The organism is Chryseobacterium bernardetii (genome assembly GCF_003815975.1).
Lineage (GTDB): Bacteria > Bacteroidota > Bacteroidia > Flavobacteriales > Weeksellaceae > Chryseobacterium > Chryseobacterium bernardetii.
In genome coordinates, this window is the sequence record NZ_CP033932.1 from 3,270,483 (window position 1) to 3,287,657 (window position 17,175).

The 17,175-nt window shown below is 40.1% G+C and carries 11 protein-coding genes; all 11 read left to right on the forward strand.

Features of this window, described 5'->3' with window-relative positions; genetic code table 11:
• Positions 1-20: 20 nt before the first annotated feature.
• The 11 genes from EG339_RS14970 (at position 21) to EG339_RS15020 (ending at position 17,173) form a co-directional block, all read left to right on the forward strand.
• Positions 21-836, forward strand: a complete 816-nt coding sequence (locus EG339_RS14970; RefSeq protein WP_123870778.1) for an SDR family oxidoreductase — start codon at positions 21-23, stop codon at positions 834-836.
• Between the two features lie 127 nt (positions 837-963).
• Entirely contained in the window at positions 964-2,382 is a 1,419-nt protein-coding gene (gene uxaC / locus EG339_RS14975) for a glucuronate isomerase (protein ID WP_123870779.1), read from the forward strand.
• Between the two features lie 4 nt (positions 2,383-2,386).
• Positions 2,387-3,385: a sugar kinase gene (locus EG339_RS14980; RefSeq protein WP_123870780.1), complete on the forward strand. Its 999-nt coding sequence runs from the start codon at positions 2,387-2,389 to the stop codon at positions 3,383-3,385.
• A complete protein-coding gene (locus EG339_RS14985; protein ID WP_123870781.1) occupies positions 3,382-4,017 on the forward strand; it encodes a bifunctional 4-hydroxy-2-oxoglutarate aldolase/2-dehydro-3-deoxy-phosphogluconate aldolase in 636 nt (211 codons plus the stop codon). Before EG339_RS14980 ends, EG339_RS14985 begins: the two co-directional genes overlap by 4 nt.
• Positions 4,018-5,292 carry an MFS transporter gene (locus tag EG339_RS14990; protein ID WP_123870782.1) on the forward strand — a complete coding sequence of 425 codons (1,275 nt, stop codon included), beginning with the start codon at positions 4,018-4,020 and terminating at the stop codon, positions 5,290-5,292.
• A 55-nt stretch (positions 5,293-5,347) separates the two neighbouring features.
• A complete protein-coding gene (locus EG339_RS14995) occupies positions 5,348-7,840 on the forward strand; it encodes a glycoside hydrolase family 95 protein (RefSeq protein WP_228459622.1) in 2,493 nt (830 codons plus the stop codon).
• An 11-nt stretch (positions 7,841-7,851) separates the two neighbouring features.
• The gene (locus EG339_RS15000) at positions 7,852-9,570 is read left to right on the forward strand and encodes a glycoside hydrolase family 43 protein (RefSeq protein ID WP_123870784.1); all 1,719 of its coding nucleotides are present in this window, start codon (positions 7,852-7,854) and stop codon (positions 9,568-9,570) included.
• 86 nt (positions 9,571-9,656) lie between these two features.
• Entirely contained in the window at positions 9,657-11,264 is a 1,608-nt protein-coding gene (locus EG339_RS15005; RefSeq protein WP_185147652.1) for a glycoside hydrolase family 43 protein, read from the forward strand.
• A gap of 98 nt (positions 11,265-11,362) precedes the next feature.
• Positions 11,363-13,288, forward strand: a complete 1,926-nt coding sequence (locus EG339_RS15010) for an alpha/beta hydrolase-fold protein (RefSeq protein WP_123870785.1) — start codon at positions 11,363-11,365, stop codon at positions 13,286-13,288.
• A gap of 48 nt (positions 13,289-13,336) precedes the next feature.
• Positions 13,337-15,784 carry a glycoside hydrolase family 31 protein gene (locus EG339_RS15015; RefSeq protein WP_228459623.1) on the forward strand — a complete coding sequence of 816 codons (2,448 nt, stop codon included), beginning with the start codon at positions 13,337-13,339 and terminating at the stop codon, positions 15,782-15,784.
• A gap of 18 nt (positions 15,785-15,802) precedes the next feature.
• The gene (locus tag EG339_RS15020) at positions 15,803-17,173 is read left to right on the forward strand and encodes a glycoside hydrolase family 43 protein (protein WP_123870786.1); all 1,371 of its coding nucleotides are present in this window, start codon (positions 15,803-15,805) and stop codon (positions 17,171-17,173) included.
• The last annotated feature ends 2 nt before the right edge of the window (positions 17,174-17,175 follow it).

The following is a 17,175-nucleotide window of genomic DNA, read 5'->3' on the forward strand; positions in this document are numbered from 1 at the left end:
TAATAAATAATAAAAAGTAAATGAAAGACCTGTTTAGTATTAAAAACAAAGTAGCAGTCATCACAGGGGCTTCGGGCGTTTTGGGAGGCAGCCTTGCCAAAAGTTTTATAGAGGCCGGAGCAAAAGTTGTCGCACTGGGAAGAAACCAGGAAACATTGGATGCCCGGGTAAAAGAACTGACAGATTTGGGTGGGGATGCACTTGCTGTAGAAGCCAATGTGATGGATATTGAAAACCTTGAAGCTGCTTCTGTAAAAATAAAAGAAAAGTATGGAAGCATTGACATTCTGCTCAATATAGCCGGTGGAAATATACCGTCAGCAACCTTATCACCCGAACAGTCATTTTTCGATATGAATATGAAAGGATGGGCAGAGGTTACAGATCTTAATATCAACGGAACCGTTTACCCGAGCTATGTTTTCGGAAAAGTAATGGCTGAGCAGGGAAGCGGCAACATTATCAATATTTCTTCCATGGCTGCTTACTCAGCGATTACAAGGGTAGCTGGATATTCTGCCGCCAAATCGGCAATTACCAATTTTACCCAATGGCTGGCCTCTGATCTGGCTTTGAAATTCGGAGATAAGATACGGGTAAATGCCGTGGCGCCAGGTTTTTTCATTGGAGATCAGAACCGTGCTATTCTATTGAACCCAGATGGAAGTTTAACCGAGAGAAGTAAAAAAGTAATGGCCAAAACACCCATGCAGAGGTTTGGAGAAGTAGAAGAACTGAACGGGGTTGTACAGTTTCTGTGTTCCGATGCCGCAAGTTTTATTACAGGAGCTCTGATCCCTGTTGACGGAGGCTTCAGCGCATTCAGCGGAGTATAAAAACTAATTTCTTCATATCATCAAACAGGACCTTAGTGGTTTCATTAAGGGTTCTGTTTTTAAAATGCTGGCTTTCATGAAGTCAGAACTAAAAGACAATTAAAATCCAGGATTGTAAAAATAAATCATGAGTAATTCCACTAAAAATAAAGATGTTTTCGGAGAATTGTTTTTGCTTGAATCAGCAAAGGCAGAAAATTTGTATTTCGGATATGCCAAAGACATGCCGGTGATCGATTATCACAATCATCTGGAACCGGATGTTATTTCCGCTAATCAGAATTTCCGTTCTCCAAACGCTATCTGGCTGGATGGCGACCATTACAAGTGGAGAGCCATGAGAAATTTTGGCATTGATGAACAGTTTATTTCCGGAAATGCTTCAGATCAGGAAAAATTCATGAAATGGGCCGAAGTGGTGCCTTATACTCTTCGCAATCCCTTGTTTCACTGGACTCATCTGGAGCTCAAAAATCCTTTTGGAATCAGCGAGTATTTATCACCCAAAAATGCAGATACTGTGTATCATCAGATGAATGAAAGTCTGCAGACACCTGGTTTTTTACCACAATCCATTATTGAAAATTTTAAAGTAGAAGCCTTATGTACTACAGATGATCCTGCTGATGATCTGGTTCATCATAAAGCATTAAAAAACAATGGATTTAAAACAGCTGTTCTTCCGGCTTTCCGCCCTGATGCCTATATCAATATAATCAATCCCGAACAGTATATTTCAGGAATTAAAAAGCTTGAAAAAGTCTGTGGGTTTTTAATCACATCAGCTTCTGATTTGTTGAATGCACTTCAGTCCAGAATCAATTATTTTGTGGAAGCAGGAGCAAAAGTGGCCGATCATGGCTTTGAATATTTCCCGGATACAACAAAATGGAATCAAAACCTTGAAAAAGAGTTTTCCGGATTCCTGAAGGGTGATATTTCAACATTTTCAGATCCGGATGCATTATGCGGCTATTTGCTGAAAGAGCTTTGCAAAATGTACGCAGAAAAAGGCTGGGTACAGCAGTTTCATGTAGGGGCAACCCGGAATAACAATTCAGAAATGTTCAGAAAAATGGGTGCCAATGCAGGATATGATGCCATTGGAGAACCGTATTATGCACAGAGACTGAGTGTTTTGCTGGATGCACTGAATACAGAAGGAAAGCTCGCCAAAACCATTATTTACAATCTGAATCCGGCATTTAATGAAGTTCTGGCAGCTCTTGCCGGAAACTTCAACGAAGGAGGAATAAAATCCAGGGTACAGTTTGGAGCAGCCTGGTGGTTTCTCGATCAGCTTGACGGGATGACCAAACAGATGAATACACTTTCCAATATCGGCCTGATCAGCACTTTTGTCGGCATGTTGACTGATTCCCGAAGCCTGCTGTCATTCTCAAGACACGATTATTTCAGAAGGCTTCTGTGCAACCTGTTCGGAAGTGAAATGGAAAGAGGCCTTCTTCCCGATGACGAAAAATGGGTCGGAAAGATCATTCAGGATATCTGTTATCACAATACAAAAAACTATTTTGAAATCTAATACCATGCAGAATTCAGCTAAAATACTATGTTTCGGGGAGCTGCTTCTCCACTTTGCCCCGGATTCCGAAGGGAACTGGTTGAATGAGCAGTCTCTTAAGATATACATAGGAGGAGCTGAATACAATGTAGCAGCGGCACTTTCCCAGTGGAAGAATGCTGTAAAGCTCCTATCAGCTTTGCCTGAAAATTTCGTAGGGAACCAATTGGAATCTCAGCTTAAAAATAAAGGAATAGAAGTCCTTGCAGAAAAGAACAAGGGAAGAATAGGAACATTTTATCTTTCCTCCAATGGCGATATGCAGAATGCTTCAGTGGTTTACGACCGCTTTCCGTCTGTTTTTACCCAATCGGATTTTGAAACTTTCAGTGATGAAGAAATATTTTCAGGAGTAAAATGGCTGCATATCAGTACCATTACACCTGCTTTGAGTGACCATGCATTCCGCAAATGTTTACAGATCATGAAAGAAGCCGGAACAAGAAATATTACGGTTTCTCTTGATCTGAATTACAGAGCGTTACTTTGGCAAAACCAGAATCCTCATAAAATTAAGGAATTGATGCCTTTTGTCAACGTTCTCATGGGAAATATCTGGTCTGTTGAACAGTTCCTGAATATTCCTATTGAATATGAGTTTAACGGAAATTTCGATGATGAAAACCTTCTGAAACAAGCTGAAAAAACAGCATTGGAAATTAGGAGAGAATTCCCGGCTGTGGAAAAAATTGCGAATACCTTCCGCTTTACAAACGGCGAACAGGTTAATTATTTTGCCACCTTATTTACTGATGGGAAACTTTTGATTTCAGAAAAATATAATTCAGATACAATTGAAGAAAGGGTAGGAAGCGGTGATTCTTTCATGGCCGCTTTGATTCATGGAATTTTAAAAGGGAATCCTGATCAGCAGATCCTGGAAGATGCGACAAAAGTTGCTTTTAAAAAGCTTTTTGTAAAAGGAGATACCATTGATGAAAGCATTAATATCGAAACATTATGAGTGAAATAGTACAAAAAATAAAAGACCAGAAAATCGTTCCGTTGTTTTATAACGAATCGTTTGAAGTCTCAAAAAATATCATAAAGGCTTTATACGAAGCAGGAATCCGTGTGGTAGAATATACCAACCGCGGCCATCAGGCATTGGAAAATTTCACTAAGCTGAAAGAAATTTCCCATACAGAATTTCCTGATCTTCTGTTAGGAATCGGAACGGTGAAAAACATAGAGGAAATGGAATATTATACTAACGTAAAAGCAGATTTCATCATTACACCATTGATCAGTGAAGCATTGGTAAAATATGCCCTCGAAAAGAATATCCTTCTGATTCCTGGCTGTTTCACCCCTTCTGATATCAATATCGCGTATCAGAACGGTTTAAAACTGGTTAAAATATTTCCGGCAGATGCTTTAGGAAAGAACTATATTAAATCGGTACAACCTGTTTTCCCCGGAATGAATTTCATGCCCACCGGAGGGATCGATGCGGAATTTGAAGATATTATGGAATGGCTCAATGGTGGTGCTGTAGCAGCAGGATTGGGAAGTTCACTTATAGGAAAAGATTGTAATGAAGAAGAATTGACCCAGAAAACACAGAATTTATTACAACAACTTAATCATAATTAAATGCAGGCTCCTCAAAACCGCAATATAAGATGGTGGATGCTGTCCCTTGTCTTTCTCGCCACTACGATCAATTACCTTGACCGCCAGGTAATGGGTTTACTGAAACCTGTACTGGAAAAGGAATTCAGCTGGGACGAAAAAGATTACAGTTATATCGTTATGGCCTTTACCACGACTTATGCCATCGGTTATATGGCGATGGGAAGGTTTATAGACAAAGTGGGAACCAAAATCGGGTATGCGGTTTCTCTTATTGTATGGAGTCTTGCTTCTATAGGACATGGTTTTGTGAAAAGTACCATCGGGTTTATCATTGCGAGAAGTACTTTGGGAATCAGTGAGGCAGGAAACTTTCCTGCTGCCATCAAATCGGTGGCTGAATGGTTTCCCAAAAAAGAAAGAGCACTGGCAACAGGAATTTTTAACTCCGGAGCAACGGTGGGAGCTATTTTAGCGCCGCTGCTGGTTCCTTTCATTCTCGGGCATTACGGCTGGAGGCAGACTTTTGTGTGGATTGGTGCTTTGGGCATGGTTTGGATTATCCTTTGGTGGAAATTCTATGCCGTTCCGGGAAAAGCCAAAAATCTCAGTAAGGAAGAACTGCAGTACATAAAAAGCGATCAGGCCGAAAAAACAGAGGAAAAAACCAAAATTCCTTTATCGGAATTACTCAAATATAAAGTAACATGGTCGTTTGCCATCGGTAAAATGTTAACCGATCCTATCTGGTATTTCTTCATGTTCTGGCTGCCGGCGTATTTTTCGGATGTATTCAAAATGGATTTAACAAAACCATCCCTTCCGTTGATTATTATTTACAGCGGAACTACGATCGGAAGTATCGGCGGAGGATATCTCTCATCGTTTCTGATCAAAAAAGGCTGGGCCATCGGAAGAGCCAGAAGCATTACCATGTTATTGTTTGCATTGATGGTGGTTCCGGTCATGTTCTCAAAATATGTAGATAATATGTGGATGATCACGATCATCATTGCCTTTGCAACAGCTGCGCATCAAGGTTGGGGAGCCAATCTTATGACAACGGTTGGAGATCAGTTACCTAACAGCTATGTAAGTTCAGTTATTGGTTTTGGCGGCATGCTCGGTTCAGCGGCAGGAATTATTTTTCCGTTGTTCATCGGGATCGTTTTGGACACATTCAAAAAGGCAGGAAACGTCAATGGCGGTTACAATATTATTTTCTTTATCGCAGGAATTTCATATGTTGCAGCCTGGGGACTCATTTTGTTGATTAACAGAAAGAAAACAGTTTAGTATAACAATAAAATAGTTTGAAGTTTAAAAAGTAAAAATGAAATCCGGGCTTTACATGACCATAGGTCTTCTGATCAGTATATTTTCCTTTGCCCAGAAAGGAGGAAAGTATAAGCTTTGGTATGACAAGCCCGCAAAACAATGGGTGGAAGCTCTACCGATAGGAAACGGAAACATTGCAGCTATGGTCTATGGAGACCCTTACCATGAAAAGCTTCAGCTGAACGAAGGGACATTCTGGTCCGGAGGGCCTTCCCGAAATGATAATCCGGATGCTCCAAAAGTTCTGGATTCAATCCGCTATTATTTATTTAATGGAAACTATAAAAGAGCCCAGATTCTTGCGGATAAGGGATTAACAGCTAAAACAGTTCACGGCTCGGCATTCCAGAATATTGGTGATTTTACACTGGATCTGAATAACCTTAAAGAGATCAGAAATTATTACAGAGAACTGGACATTGAAAAAGCAATCGCAACCACTACATTTACCTCTGGTGGCATTAAGTTTAAAAGAGAAGTTTTTGCTTCAATTCCAGATCATGTGATCGTTATTAAATTAAGTTCAGATCACAATAATGCACTGAACTTTACAGCGAAGTTCAATAGCGAGCTTAAAAAGAACGTCAAAACCATTGATGCTACTACTTTACAGATGGATGGAGTTTCTTCCACATTAGACGGCATTCAGGGGCAGGTGAAATTCAATGCACTGGCAAAACTCATTACCAAAGGTGGCAAAACTCAGGTCTCAGAGGCCGGAATTTCAGTAAGCAATGCTCATGAGGTCATGATTCTTATTTCCATGGCTACTAATTTTACAGACTACAAAAATTTAAATACAGACGAAGTTGCAAAAGCCAGAAAGTATATTGAAACAGCAGCAAATAAAAGTTTCAAAACTTTGGTTCAAAATCATCTGAATGCTTATCAGAATTATTTCAAAAGAGTAGATCTGGATTTAGGAACTTCTGAAGCTTCGAAAAATCCAACGGATATCAGGATTAAAAATTTTGCTAATGGTTATGATCCTGAGCTTATTTCATTATATTATCAGTTCGGGCGTTATCTCCTGATTTCTTCCTCTCAGCCTGGCGGGCAGCCTGCCAACCTGCAGGGGATCTGGAACAATTCCAACAAACCGGCCTGGGACAGCAAGTATACGATTAACATTAATATGGAAATGAATTACTGGCCGGCAGAAAAAACCAATCTTCCTGAAATGCATGAACCATTGATCCGGATGATAAAAGATTTGAGCGAAACAGGAAAAGAAACGGCAAAAACAATGTACAACAGCCGTGGCTGGGTAGCACATCATAACACTGATATCTGGAGAATAACAGGGGTGGTGGATTTTGCCAATGCCGGAATGTGGCCGATGGGCGGAGCCTGGCTTTCACAGCATTTGTGGGAAAAATATTTATACAGTGGAGACAAAAACTACCTGAGATCAATTTATCCTGTTCTGAAATCTGCAGCACAGTTCTATGAAGATTTTCTGATTGAAGAGCCTGCACATCATTGGCTGGTGGCAAACCCGTCAATGTCTCCCGAAAATATTCCGCAGGGACACCAGGGAAGTGCTCTGGCAGCAGGAAATACAATGGACAATCAGTTGATGTTCGACCTTTTCACCAAAACAAAAAAGGCGGCACAGATTCTCAGTATAGATTCAGACAAAATTCAGGTCTGGAACACTATTATTTCAAAATTACCACCGATGAAAATCGGAAGCTACGGACAATTGCAGGAATGGATGGAAGACCTGGACGATCCTAAAGACAACCACAGACATGTTTCTCATTTGTACGGATTATTTCCTTCCAACCAGATCAGTCCGTTTACCACACCGGAATTGCTGGACGCCTCCAGAACCGTACTCATTCACCGCGGAGACGTATCCACAGGCTGGTCAATGGGATGGAAAGTTAATCTTTGGGCTAAATTATTAGATGGAAATCATGCTGACAAATTAATCAAAGATCAGTTAACGCTGGTAGAAAAAGACAGTTGGGGCAGCAAAGGCGGAACATATCCGAATCTTTTCGATGCCCATCCGCCATTCCAGATTGATGGAAATTTCGGCTGCACCTCCGGGATTACAGAAATGCTCCTGCAGACTCAAAACGGTTTTATAGACATCCTTCCCGCACTTCCGGTTGAGTGGAAAAACGGCAGTATTTCAGGGCTGAAAGCCTATGGCGGTTTCGAAGTCAGCATGATCTGGGAAAACAATAAAGCTAAAGAAGTCACTATAAAATCAGGATCGGGAGGAAACTGCAGAATAAGACTTCCGAACGAAATGAAACTTTCCGGAAACACAAAACTGAAAAATGCAGAAGGTAAAAATCCGAACTCCTTTTTTGAAATTCCGGAGATTCCAAAACCGTTGATTTCTGACAAAGCAACATTAAATCCTGTTGAAATTAAAACTGGTCTTATCTATGATTTCCCTACTGAAGTAGGAAAGGTGTATACATTAACATGGAGTGATAAAAGCTCTGAAGGACAATCTGAAACTAAATCTATTTACAATAAAAACTAAAAAATCTATATATGAAAAAGAGTCTAATGAATCCTGTTTTTTTAAGAAATAAAACCCATGTCATTGCAGTGGCTGCCTTACTTTCCATCAGTAACCTCTCTGCACAGACTTTTTCCGACTTCAGCTACCGTGGAAACGATAAAATATATAATGACAACCCTCTTAAACCGGACGAGTTTTATTCCCCGATTTTACAGGGCTGTTATCCCGACCCAAGCATCACCAAAAAAGGCGAAGATTATTATCTGGTAAACTCTTCTTTCTCAATGTTTCCGGGCGTTCCGATCTTCACTTCTAAAGATCTGGTAAACTGGAAGCAGGTTGGGCACGTTCTCGACAGACCTTCTCAGCTTAAGGTGGAAAAAGGAGGTGTTTCTCATGGAATTTATGCGCCTGATATCAAATACAATAAACACAACGATACATTTTATATGATCACTACCCAGATTGCGGGCGGTATCGGAAATATGGTCGTAAAAACCAAAGATCCGGCAAAAGGATGGAGCGAAGTTCAGAAACTGAATTTTGACGGTATTGATCCTGCCATTTTCTTTGATGATGACGGAAAAGCTTACATCGTTCACAACGACGCGCCACCACAAGGAACCGAGCAGTATCAAGGTCACCGTGTTATTAAAATGTGGGATTACGACCTTGAAAAAGATCAGGTTGTTGCAGGTTCAGACAGAATTATCGTAAACGGTGGTGTGGACCTTTCCCAAAAGCCCATCTGGATTGAAGGTCCCCATATTTACAAAAAGAACGGTAAATACTATCTGATGTGTGCAGAAGGCGGAACCGGAGGCAACCATAGCGAAGTGATTTTTATGGCAGATTCTCCGAAAGGACCGTTTGTTCCCGCTAAAAATAATCCGATTCTTACGCAAAGATATTTCCCGAGAGACCGAAAAGAAAAAGTAGATTGGGCAGGTCACGCAGATTTGGTGGAAGGTCCGAACGGACAATGGTATGGCGTATTTTTAGCAATTCGTCCGAATGTAAACAACCGTGTTACCAAAGGTCGTGAAACTTTCATTCTTCCTGTAGACTGGAGCGGAACATATCCTGTTTTCCAAAATGGACTGGTTCCGATGAAACCAAAACTGAAATTACCTGCAGGAGTTCAGAATCAAACCGGGCAAAACGGATTTTTCCCGAATGGCAACTTTACATACAACGATAAACTAACCGATAAAAACCTCGATTTCCGTTGGATTGCCATGCGTGGTCCTCGTGAAAACTTCATTACTGCAACAAAAAATGGTGTAAAAGTAAACCCAATGGAGACGAATATCAAAGCGTTAGCTCCGATTTCATCTTTGTTCCATAGATTACAGCACGAAGACTTCGAAACTTCCGTAACTTTAGATTATAAACCAAGATCGGAAAAAGAATTGGCTGGAATTACCCTCTACCAAAGCGAAACATTCAATTACGTTTTCGGAATCACGAAAAAAGATAAAGATTTCTACATCGTATTGGAAAGAACAGAAAAAGGGCAATCAAAGCTGATCGCCAGCGAAAAGATTTCATTATCCAAACCGGTTAAACTACAGGTTGTTGCCGATAAAGATGAGCATAGCTTTAATTATTCGCTGGATGGCAAAAGCTATAAAAATCTGGGAGGACCGGTTTCAGGAGATATACTTTCTACGGATGTAGCGGGAGGTTTTACAGGTAGCCTTATTGGGCTCTACAGCACTTCTTCCAATGATATTATACCGAATTAAGTCAGTATTAGCAATGTCACACTGAGCTCGTCGAAGTGTTCCTTTTAAGATTGTAAAGAATTAAATCGAACTAAAATATCAAAACCTTGAAAATCAAAAAATCTTATATAGTTTCTTTATTGGGATTTATCGGGCTGAATCTTCTTTCAGCCCAGGTAAATCCTTCCGGAAAACAAAGCACGGCATTTACAAACCCAATTATATGGGCAGATGCACCGGATTTATCCATTACCAGAAACGGAAATGATTTTTACCTGATCAGTACCACTATGCATCTGATGCCCGGAGCACCGGTGATGCATTCCAGAGATCTGGTACATTGGGAAATGTCCGGTTATGTTTTCGATACTTTGAATGACAACTCAAAATATGATTTATTGAACGGAACCGTTTACGGCAGAGGTCAATGGGCTTCTTCAATCCGTTATCATAAAGGGAAATATTACGTTTTATTCTCTCCGAATGATGAACCTTTCAAATCCTATTTCTATGTGACTGATGATCCCGAAAAAGGAAAATGGAAACTTATTACAAGAACACGGCATTTTCATGATGCTTCGCTGTTTTTTGATGACGATGACAAAGTATATGTTTTCACTTCCAACAAAGTTTTTGAACTAAGTCCTGATTTTAAAGAGGTTATCGGAAATCCGGATGGAACTGAGGTATTTCAGAAAGATGATTCGGAAACCGGACTTCTGGAAGGTAATCAGATCATCAAAAGAAACGGAAAATATTATATGATGATGATATCCTGGCCCAAAAACGGGAAACGCCGCCAGGTCGTCTACAGGGCAGATAAAGTGACAGGTCCTTACGAGAAAAAAGTAATCTTGGAAGATAATTTCTTAGGATTTTCCTATGCAGGGCAAGGCGCTTTGATTGATGATAAAAACGGAAATTGGTATTCCCTTATTTTCCAGGATAGAAACGGAGTGGGACGCGTTCCGCTGCTGCTGCCTGTTCAATGGGAAAATGACTGGCCGGTATTGGGAGATAACGGAAAAGTTCCTTTGAAAGGAGAAGTTCCGCTTCCGCCATTCAAACCCAAAAATCATTTGGTGGAAAGCGATGAATTCTCTGATAAAACAATGAAAATCCAGTGGCAATGGAATCATAATCCTGTGAATGAAGCATGGTCTTTATCTGAAAGAAAAGGCTTTCTGAGACTGAAAACCAGCAGAGTGGTAGACAATCTATACGCGGCACCCAATACCTTGACCCAGAGAATGGAAGGCCCAACTTCTTCAGCAGTTGTCGCAATGGATCTTAAAGGAATGAAAGATGGAGATGTAGCAGGTTTTAGTGCCTTCAACGGGGATTCCGGGATTTTGTCAGTAGTAAAGGAAGGTGAAGAAAAATTCATTGTTTTTTCAACCAACGAAGTGAGCCTGGATAATAAAACAAAAGCTATTACAGGGGTTAAAAAAGAAGAAAAAAAACGGATTCCTCTTAATTCTGATAAAGTTTTTCTTCGTATCGATGCTGATTTTAACCTCGGGAAAGATCTTGCAGACTTTTATTACAGTACGGATCAGAAGAACTGGACGGAAATGGCAAAAGACTACAAAATGATTTTTGATTACCGTAGATTTTTTATGGGATCAAAATTCGCAGTTTTTAATTATGCCACTAAAAATACCGGAGGCTTCGTAGATTTGGACTTTTTCAGAGTCAGTGAAGCTGCAAAATAAAATCAAAAGCAGATAAAAGTCTGTGTAAACAGTAAGTAAAATATACGCTATTATTTTTTTATCTGAAATAATAAGTGTAAAAAATACAAATAAAAATCATGAATAAATCAGTTATATTGGCTTTAGGACTTGTTTTGTCGGGAATGTTCGTTTCCGCACAAACTTTTGATCAACAGGCGCCGCAGGGTTTCGATGTGGAAAATGCTGCTGTTTCCCGCGGGAAAATTGACACGATTCAATACCAATCGAAAACCGTTGGAACAACAAGAAAAGCTTTGGTTTACACACCGCCGGGTTTCAAAAAAAATGAAAAATATCCTGTGCTTTATCTTCTTCACGGAATTGGCGGGGATGAAAAAGAGTGGTTCAATCAGGGAAAACCCAATATTATTCTGGACAATCTGTATGCACAGGGAAAACTGCAGCCGATGATTGTCGTGCTGCCCAACGGCCGTGCGATGAAGGATGACAGGGCGACAGGAAATATAATGGCTCCAGATAAAGTTGAAGCTTTTGCAACTTTTGAAAAAGATTTACTGAATGACCTGATTCCGTTTGTAGAGAAAAAATATCCGGTTAAAAAAGACTGTGAAAACCGTGCTTTGGCAGGACTGTCAATGGGAGGCGGACAGACACAGAATTTTGCTTTCGGAAACATTGATAAGTTTGCCTGGCTGGGCGCATTTTCTTCTGCACCCAATACAAAAGAGCCCAATAAGCTTTTACCCAATCCACAGGATGCGTTAAAGATGAAGCTGATTTTTATTTCCTGCGGTGATGCAGACGGGCTGATGCCTTTCAGCAAGAGAACAAGCGATTATCTGAGAAAAAATAAAATCCCTCATATCTTTTATATAGAACCAGGCGGCCATGACTTTAAGGTTTGGAAAAATGATTTATATATCTTTTCACAGCTGTTGTTTAAACCAGTTGATAAAACCAAGTTTGAAGGATTTACCGTTTTGGGAACTCCTGCAGCAACCAATATCAGAAATGCCCAGTATCCTCAGATCCTTCCCGACGGAAGGGTAATGTTCAAGGTAAAAGCTCCGGAAGCGCAAAAAGTTCAGATCGATTTAGGGAAAAAATATGACCTGAAAAAAGATGCTGACGGCTTCTGGACAGGTACAACGGATCCGCAAAGCGGAAGCTTCCATTATTATTCCCTGCTGATTGATGGGGTTGCTGTTGCGGACCCATCCAGCGAAACATTCTACGGAATGGGAAGGTATGCCAGTGGAATAGATATTCCTTTCGAAGGAGATGATTTCTATGCATTAAAAGACGTTCCTCATGGAGATATCCGTATTAAAAATTTCTATTCCAAAGTCACCAATTCCTGGAGAAGAGTTTTTATTTATACGCCACCGGGTTACGACCAGAATCCTGCTGAATCTTATCCCGTACTATATATTTTACATGGTGGAGGTGAAGATGAAAGCGGCTGGGCCAACCAGGGCAAAACTAATCTGATTCTGGATAATCTCATCGCAGAAGGAAAAGCAAAAAAAATGGTCATCATTATGCCGGATGCCAATATCGGACAAGGCGGAATCCGGAACTTTGGAGAACGCAATCTTCAGATGTTTGAAAAAGAACTGAAAGAATCCATCATTCCGTTTGCAGAATCCAATTACAGGATAAAAAAAGGTAAAGAAAACCGTGCGTTGGCAGGACTTTCCATGGGTGGAATTTATACACTGTATGCCGGAATTCAGAATTCTGAGATGTTTTCCGGTTTGGGAGTTTTCAGCTCAGGATATATGTTGCCGATGCTTCAGGATGTTGCCGATAAACAGTACAAATTTTTAAATGAAAATAAATCTGCTTTTTCATCCAACATCAGAAATTTCTGGATTTCAATGGGTGGAAAAGATGATATTGCTTATGAAAACGGTCAGAAAATGCTGAAAGAACTGGATAAAACCGGCATTAAATATACGTACACAGATTATCCGGGAGGCCATAAATGGCCGGTTTGGAGAAATAGTCTGCATCAGTTTGCCCAGGTACTTTTTAAATAAAGATTTTAAGTTAATGACATAAAGAAAATAATTCAAATCTGAAATAAAATGAGCTTTACAAAGATGAACATCAAAACTTCCATTATTACGATCATCATGTTTTCCGGAATGGTAAATGTCAGTGCACAGTCTTATCAGAAAACAGATTCAGGATTGAAGTTTTCTGCTGATCATATGAATGTTGAAGTGAAATTTTATGGAGAAAATACGATCAGGGTTATTAAATATCCCGCCGAAAAATCATTTGTCAAAAATAGTTTGTCGGTCATTAAACAGGAGCAGAAAATCAAATTCTCAGTTTCAGAAAAAAATAATGTTATTTCATTAAAAACAAATGACCTCCTGCTTTCCATTAATACTAAAAATGGAGTGATAACTTATAAGTCTCCATCAGGAAAAGAACTTCTGAAAGAAACCGCAAATGATTTCAAACCATTTAATGATGCCGGAACGCAGACCTATTCTGTGAGGCAGGATTTTCAGCTTGAAAAAGACGAACCTATTTACGGTCTGGGAATTCTGCAAAACGGAAAAATGTCTCAGCGGAATACCGATGTGAAAATGATTCAGAATAATACATGGGATTTTGTGCCTTTTTTCCAGTCTGTAAAAGGATATGGTGTTTTTTGGGATAACTATTCACCAACACAATTTACGGATACACCTCAGAAAACCTCTTTCTCATCAGAAGTGGGAGATGGTATAGATTATTATTTTATCTACGGAAAAAATGCTGATGGAGTAATTGCCGGAATGCGTGATCTTACAGGAAATGTGCCCATGCTTCCTTTATGGACATATGGCTACTGGCAAAGCAAAGAACGTTACAAAAGCCAGGATGAACTGGTGAACGTTGTTAAAAAATACCGTGATCTGAAAGTCCCTTTAGACGGAATTATACAGGACTGGCAATACTGGGGAAATAATTACCAGTGGAATGCCATGGACTTCATCAGTCCCGACTTTCCGGATGCTAAAAAAATGGTACAGGAGATCCATGATATGAATGCCCATCTTTCGGTTTCTATCTGGTCGTCATTCGGGCCAATGACCAGGCAATACCGTGAAATGGATTCAAAGGGAATGCTTTTCAATATCAGTACATGGCCTGAATCAGGCCGTGATGTCTGGCCTCCGGATATGAATTATCCTTCCGGTGTCCGTGTTTATGATGCGTACAATCCTGAAGCCAGAAATATATACTGGAAATACCTGAACAAAGGCATTTTCAGCCTGGGAGTAGATTCCTGGTGGATGGACTCAACAGAACCTGATCATCTCAGCCAGAAAGCGGAAGACCTGGATACTAAAACCTACCTTGGCTCATTCAGAAAAGTAAGAAACGCATATCCGCTGATGACAGTAGGCGGTGTTTACGACCATCAGCGTGAAACCACCGGTGATAAAAGGGTTTTTATCTTAACAAGGTCGGCTTTTGCAGGCCAGCAGAGATATGCTGCTAATACCTGGTCCGGAGATGTCAATTCTTCCTGGGAAACATTGCGCAAACAGGTGCCTGCAGGACTGAACTTCAGTCTTACCGGAAATCCGAATTTCAACTCTGACATCGGCGGTTTCTTTGCTGGTACTTACAAAAGAAATGGAGGTTCAAAAAATCCAATGTTCCAGGAACTGTATGTCCGATGGCTGCAGTATGGAACATTTACACCAATGATGCGCTCGCATGGAACCGATGTTGCGAGGGAAATTTATCAGTTTGGAAATAAAGGAGACATTGTGTATGATGCGATAGAAAAATTCATCAGACTGCGTTACAGTATGTTACCTTATATCTATTCTGTTTCCCATGATGTTTCAAAAAACGGGTCAAGCTTTATGAGAGCCCTTTCCATGGACTTTCCTTCAGACAGAAAAACGTGGGATATGAATAACGAATATCTTTTTGGAAAATCATTGCTGGTGGCGCCGGTTCTCAATGCCCAATATACTCCTGAAAAGACAGTTAAAACCGATGAGAATGAAGGCTGGAATAAAACCGACAGCAATAAGGATAATTCGGTTTCAAATATAGATTTTACTCAAAACAAAAGCGTGAAAGTTTACCTTCCGGAAGGAACAGATTGGTTTGATTTCTGGACCAATGAAAAATACAGTGGAGGGAAAGAAATTCAGAAATCTGTTAATCTTCAGACTATTCCTTTGTATGTAAAAGCAGGAAGTATCATTCCGTTAGGCCCCGATGTACAATATGCAACGGAGAAAAAATGGGATCATCTTACCATAAAAGTTTATCCGGGAAGCGATACCGATTTCATTGTATACGAAGATGAATTCGATAACTATAATTACGAAAAAGGATTCTATACAGAAATACCTTTTCACTGGAACGAAAAATCAAAAACACTAACGATAGGTGACCGGAAAGGCAAATACAAAGGAATGATTGAGACAAGGAGTTTCAACCTGATTCTTCCTGATGGTCAGCAGAAAACAGTGGATTATTCCGGGGGAAAAACAGATATCCATTTTAAATAAACTTAAAATATTAGGAGTATGAAAAATTTAAGTTTGATATTAGCATTGGGATTTTTCCAGATTTCTTTCGCTCAAAATCCGATTATCCAAACCAAGTATACTGCAGACCCGGCCCCGATGGTTTATAAGGATACGGTTTATCTTTATACGAGCCATGATGAGGACGATGCTTTCGGATTCAAAATGAAAGACTGGTTACTCTACACTTCCACAGATATGGTCAATTGGACAGACCACGGTGTAGTGGCTTCGCTCAAAGATTTTAAATGGGTAAATACCGAGAACGGTGCCTGGGCACCACAGGTTATCGAAAGAAAAGGAAAATTCTATATGTATTGTCCAATGCCGAACAATATGGGGATTGGTGTTTTAGTGGCGGACAGTCCGTACGGTCCTTTCACCGATCCTATTGGCAAGCATTTGATCAAAAATTCTCTGGATGACATCGATCCCACAGTTTTAATTGACGACGGGCAGGCTTATCTGTACTGGGGAAATCCGAATCTTTGGTATGCTAAACTAAATGAAGATATGATATCTCTTGCAGGACCAATCACCAAAGACCCTTCTTTTGCGAAGGTGAAAGACCTGCCAGATCCTTTCAAGTATCAGGAAGGACCTTGGGTTTGGAAAAGAAATAACCATTATTATATGGCTTACGCATCAAAATGTTGCCCGGAAGGGATTGGTTACGCTATGGCAAAATCACCTACAGGACCCTGGAATTATGGAGGCGTGATTATGGATGGCGACCAGAGATCCAGCGGAAATCATCCCGGTATTATAGATTTCAAAGGCAGATCTTATGTTTTCGGATTCAACCATATGCTTAGGATGCAGACCATGAGCAAGCATTACGAACGCCGGTCTGTCAGTGTCACAGAAATTACCTACAATGCAGATGGAACCATTCAGAAGCTTCCTTTCTGGACTGCGGATGGTGCAAAAAGAGTGGGTACTCTGAATCCTTATAAAAAAGTTGAAGCAGAAACCATGGCTTACAGCGAAGGCCTGAAAACAGAAATGGTCACAGAATGGGAACGCAATCAACCCTATAACAGAGGCAAAAAAATCACAGACCGTATCATCGTTACCTCAATTAACAATGGTGATTATATTAAAATCCAGGGAGTAGATTTTTCCAAAGGCGTAAAATCTTTGGATGTGAATGTCGCTTCTCTCTATGGAGGAAAAATAGAAGTACGTTCAGATGCTCTTAACGGGCCTGTGCTTGGCGTTGTTAACGTTACAGGAAAAGGTGAGGGCGACTTATATAAGACTATTAATACACCTCTGAAAAGTGTAAGAGGAATCCACGATTTATATTTTGTTTTTAAAGGAGAAAAAGACCTTTTCTATTTCGATTGGTGGAAATTTAATGAAAATTAAAA